Raw genomic sequence first — 3,701 nt, forward strand, 5'->3', positions numbered from 1 at the left:
CGCTGCGGGTCAACTGGGTGCTCGGCCTGCAGCTGTTCGACTATACCGGCGAGACGTCGCCGGGCGAGGTGGCGGGAACGTGGCATCAGTTGGCGGACCGGCTGCAGCATCTGGTGCTGCCGTCGCTCACCCTGGCGCTGGGAGCGGCCGCCGGGTTCAGCCGCTACCAGCGCAACGCGATGCTCGACGTGCTCGACCAGGACTTCATCCGCACCGCCCGGGCCAAGGGCCTGACCCGGCGCCGTGCCCTGTTCAAGCACGGCCTGCGCACCGCGCTGATCCCGATGGCGACCCTGTTCGCCTACGGGGTGGCCGGGCTGGTCACCGGCGCGGTGTTCGTGGAGAAGATCTTCGGCTGGCACGGCATGGGCGAGTGGGTGGTGCAGGGGGTGGCCACCCAGGACACCAATATCGTCGCGGCGATCACCGTCTTCTCCGGCGCCGCGGTGCTGGCGGCGGGTCTGCTCTCCGACGTCATCTACGCGGTGCTGGACCCGCGGGTGCGGCTGGGCTGAGCCGTGACCACCCCCGAGATCGCGGCGGCGGCCGCAACGCAGACCCCGGTGACGTTCGCCTCGCGTCGCACGCTGGTGTTGCGGCGCTTCCTGCGCAGCCGCTCCGCGGTGGCCTCGCTGGTGGCGTTGGTGGTGATGTTCGTGGCCTGCTACGCGCTGCCGCCGCTGCTGCCCTACTCGTATGCCGACCTGGACTACTCCGCGCTGCTGACGCCGCCGAACCGCACCCACTGGCTGGGCACCAACGCGCTCGGCCAGGACCTGCTCGCGCAGATCCTGCGCGGGATGCAGAAGTCCATGCTGATCGGTGTCTGCGTCGCGTTCGTCTCCACCGTGATCGCCGCGACCGTCGGCGCCGTCTCCGGATATTTCGGCGGCTGGCGCGACCGGGTGCTGATGTCGATGGTGGACCTGCTGTTGGTGGTGCCGGCCTTCATCCTGATCGCCATCGTCACGCCGCGGACCAAGGGATCGGGCAACATCGCGCTGCTGATCCTGCTGCTGGCCGCGTTCAGCTGGATGGTCAGCGCCCGGATGGTGCGCGGCCTGACGATGAGTCTGCGTGATCGGGAATTCATCCGCGCCGCACGGTATATGGGGGTGTCCAGCCGCCGGATCATCGTCGAGCACATCGTCCCGAACGTGGCGTCCATCCTGATCATCGACACCGCGCTGAACGTCGCGGTGGCGATCCTGGCCGAAACCGGGTTGAGCTACCTGGGGTTCGGCATCCAGCCGCCGGACGTCTCGCTGGGCACCCTGATCGCCGACGGTACCGCCTCGGCGATCACCTTCCCGTGGGTCTTCTTGTTCCCGGCCGGGGTGTTGGTCGCAATCCTGGTCTGCGCCAACGTCATCGGCGACGGACTGCGCGACGCGCTCGATCCGGACAGCGCCACCCTGCGCGGCGGGGCCCGATGAGCCCGCTGTTGGAGGTGAGCGACCTCGCCGTCACGTTCGTCACCGGCACCGAGCGGGTGGCCGCGGTGCGTGGGGTCAGCTACCAGATCAGCCCCGGCGAAGTGGTCGCGATGGTCGGCGAGTCCGGGTCGGGCAAGTCGGCGGCGGCGATGGCCGTGGTCGGCCTGCTACCGGCATACGCCCGGGTCTCCGGCTCGGTGCGGTTGCACGGCACCGAGTTGATCGGGCTGCCCGATGCCGCCATGTCGACGTTCCGCGGCGCCTCGATCGGGGTGGTGTTCCAGGATCCGATGTCGGCGCTGACCCCGGTCTACCCGGTCGGCGACCAGGTCGCCGAGGCGATCGAGGTGCACCGGCCGCAGCTGGGCAAGGCGGCGGCACACCGGCGGGCCGTCGAGCTGCTCGAGCTGGTCGGCATCGCCCAGCCGGAGCGGCGGGCGCGGGCGTTCCCGCACGAACTCTCCGGCGGGGAGCGGCAACGGGTGGTGATCGCGATCGCCATCGCCTGCGACCCGGACCTGCTGATCTGCGACGAGCCCACCACCGCGCTCGACGTCACCGTGCAGGCCCAGATCCTGGACGTGCTCAAGACCGCCCGCGACGCCACCGGCGCCGGCGTGCTGATCATCACCCACGACCTGGGGGTGGTCGCCGAGTTCGCCGACCGCGCCCTGGTGATGTACGCCGGCCGGGTGGTGGAGAGCGCCCCGGTCGACGTGTTGTATCGCGACCGGCGGATGCCCTACACCGTCGGGCTGCTGGGTTCGGTGCCGCGGCTGGACGCCGCGCAGGGCACCCGGCTGGTGCCGATCCCCGGTTCGCCGCCGACGCTGACCGTGCTGAGCCCGGGCTGCCCCTTTGCGCCGCGCTGCCCGCTGGCGGTCGACGCCTGCCGGGAACGCGAGCCCGACCTGGTGAGCGTCGGCGAAGACCACCGCGCCGCGTGCATCCGCACCGAGCAGGTCGCCGGCCGCAGCGCCGCCGACATCTACCGGGTCAGCACCGGCGCTCCGTCGGCTCAGACCGGCGACGCGCCGGTCGTGTTACGGGTTCGCGACCTGGTGAAGACCTACCCGCTGACCAAGGGCGCGGTGCTGCGCCGCCGGGTCGGCGAGGTTCGCGCCGTGGACGGGGTGGGTTTCGAGTTGCACCAGGGCCGGACGCTGGGCATCGTCGGCGAGTCGGGGTCGGGGAAATCCACCACGCTGCACCAGATTCTGGAACTTGCCGCACCGCAGTCCGGGACGATCGAGGTGCTCGGCACCGATGTTGCACTGCTCAAGCCGGACAGCAGGCGGGCGTTGCGGCGTGACCTGCAGGTCGTCTTCCAGGATCCGGTGGCGTCCCTGGACCCCCGGCTGCCGGTGTTCGATGTGCTGGCTGAGCCGTTGCGCGCCAACGGGTTCGACAAGGCAGAGATCCACACCCGGGTGGCCGGCCTGCTGGACACGGTGGGCCTGCGGCAGGCCGACGCCAACCGGTACCCGGCCGAGTTCTCCGGTGGACAGAAACAGCGGATCGGCGTCGCCCGGGCGTTGGCGCTGGAGCCGAGGATCTTGGCGCTCGACGAGCCGGTCTCCGCACTGGACGTCTCCATTCAGGCCGGCATCATCAACCTGCTGCTGGACCTGCAGGATCGGCTAGGGCTCTCTTATCTCTTCGTCTCGCATGATCTTTCCGTGGTCAAGCATCTGGCGCACCGGGTGGTGGTGATGCTCAAAGGGGCGATCGTCGAGCACGGCGACGCCGAGCGGGTGTTCACCAACCCGCAGCACGACTACACCCGCAAGCTGCTGGCCGCGGTGCCGAAGCCGGAGCCGGCGGATGGCTAGGCCGGCATTCGTGACGCCGACTCTGCGCTCACGGCGTCGTTTCGCCGCGAAACCGCACTGTGGGCGCAGAGTCGATGCGACACAGCGCCGCGTCGCGGCCGTGGCGCTGGCCGCGCTGCTGGCGCTGAGCGGCTGCTCGGCCGCCGACTACGACGTCACCGCCCCAGCCGGCACCTCGACCGTCGGCGCGGTCAGCGACATCAACCCGCAGGACCCGGCCACCCTGCGCGACGGCGGCAACCTGCGGCTGACGCTCGGCCAGTTCCCGCCCAACTTCAACCCGCTGCACATCGACGGCAACCTGGCCGACACCGGCTCGGTGCTCAAGCCGACCATGCCGCGCGCCTTCGTCATCGGCCCGGACGGGTCGGCCACCGTCGACACCGACTACTTCTCCGGTGTCGAACTGACCCGGACCGATCCGCAGGTGGTC

General features: G+C 70.5%; 3 protein-coding genes and 1 pseudogene. All 4 read left to right on the forward strand.

Annotated features, from left to right (window positions below):
- A partial coding sequence (locus tag AC2VNT_RS00060; protein WP_486944922.1) for an ABC transporter permease occupies positions 1 to 515 on the forward strand: 515 nt, incomplete at its 5' end.
- Between the two features lie 48 nt (positions 516 to 563).
- On the forward strand, positions 564 to 1,436 hold the full coding sequence (locus tag AC2VNT_RS00065; protein ID WP_486944924.1) for an ABC transporter permease: 873 nt from the start codon (positions 564 to 566) through the stop codon (positions 1,434 to 1,436).
- The gene (locus AC2VNT_RS00070; RefSeq protein ID WP_486944923.1) at positions 1,433 to 3,268 is read left to right on the forward strand and encodes a dipeptide ABC transporter ATP-binding protein; all 1,836 of its coding nucleotides are present in this window, start codon (positions 1,433 to 1,435) and stop codon (positions 3,266 to 3,268) included. Before AC2VNT_RS00065 ends, AC2VNT_RS00070 begins: the two co-directional genes overlap by 4 nt.
- Positions 3,261 to 3,701, forward strand: a pseudogene (locus AC2VNT_RS00075) (ABC transporter family substrate-binding protein); the annotation flags it as partial. The gene AC2VNT_RS00070 and the pseudogene AC2VNT_RS00075, both read left to right, overlap by 8 nt.

Source organism: Mycobacterium sp. TH-M15, assembly GCF_057473705.1.

Excerpts from the sequence above, each read along its gene's own strand:
- AC2VNT_RS00070 (WP_486944923.1), top strand. The coding sequence starts at position 1,433 with ATGAGCCCGCTGTTGGAGGTGAGCGACCTCGCCGTCACGTTCGTCACC.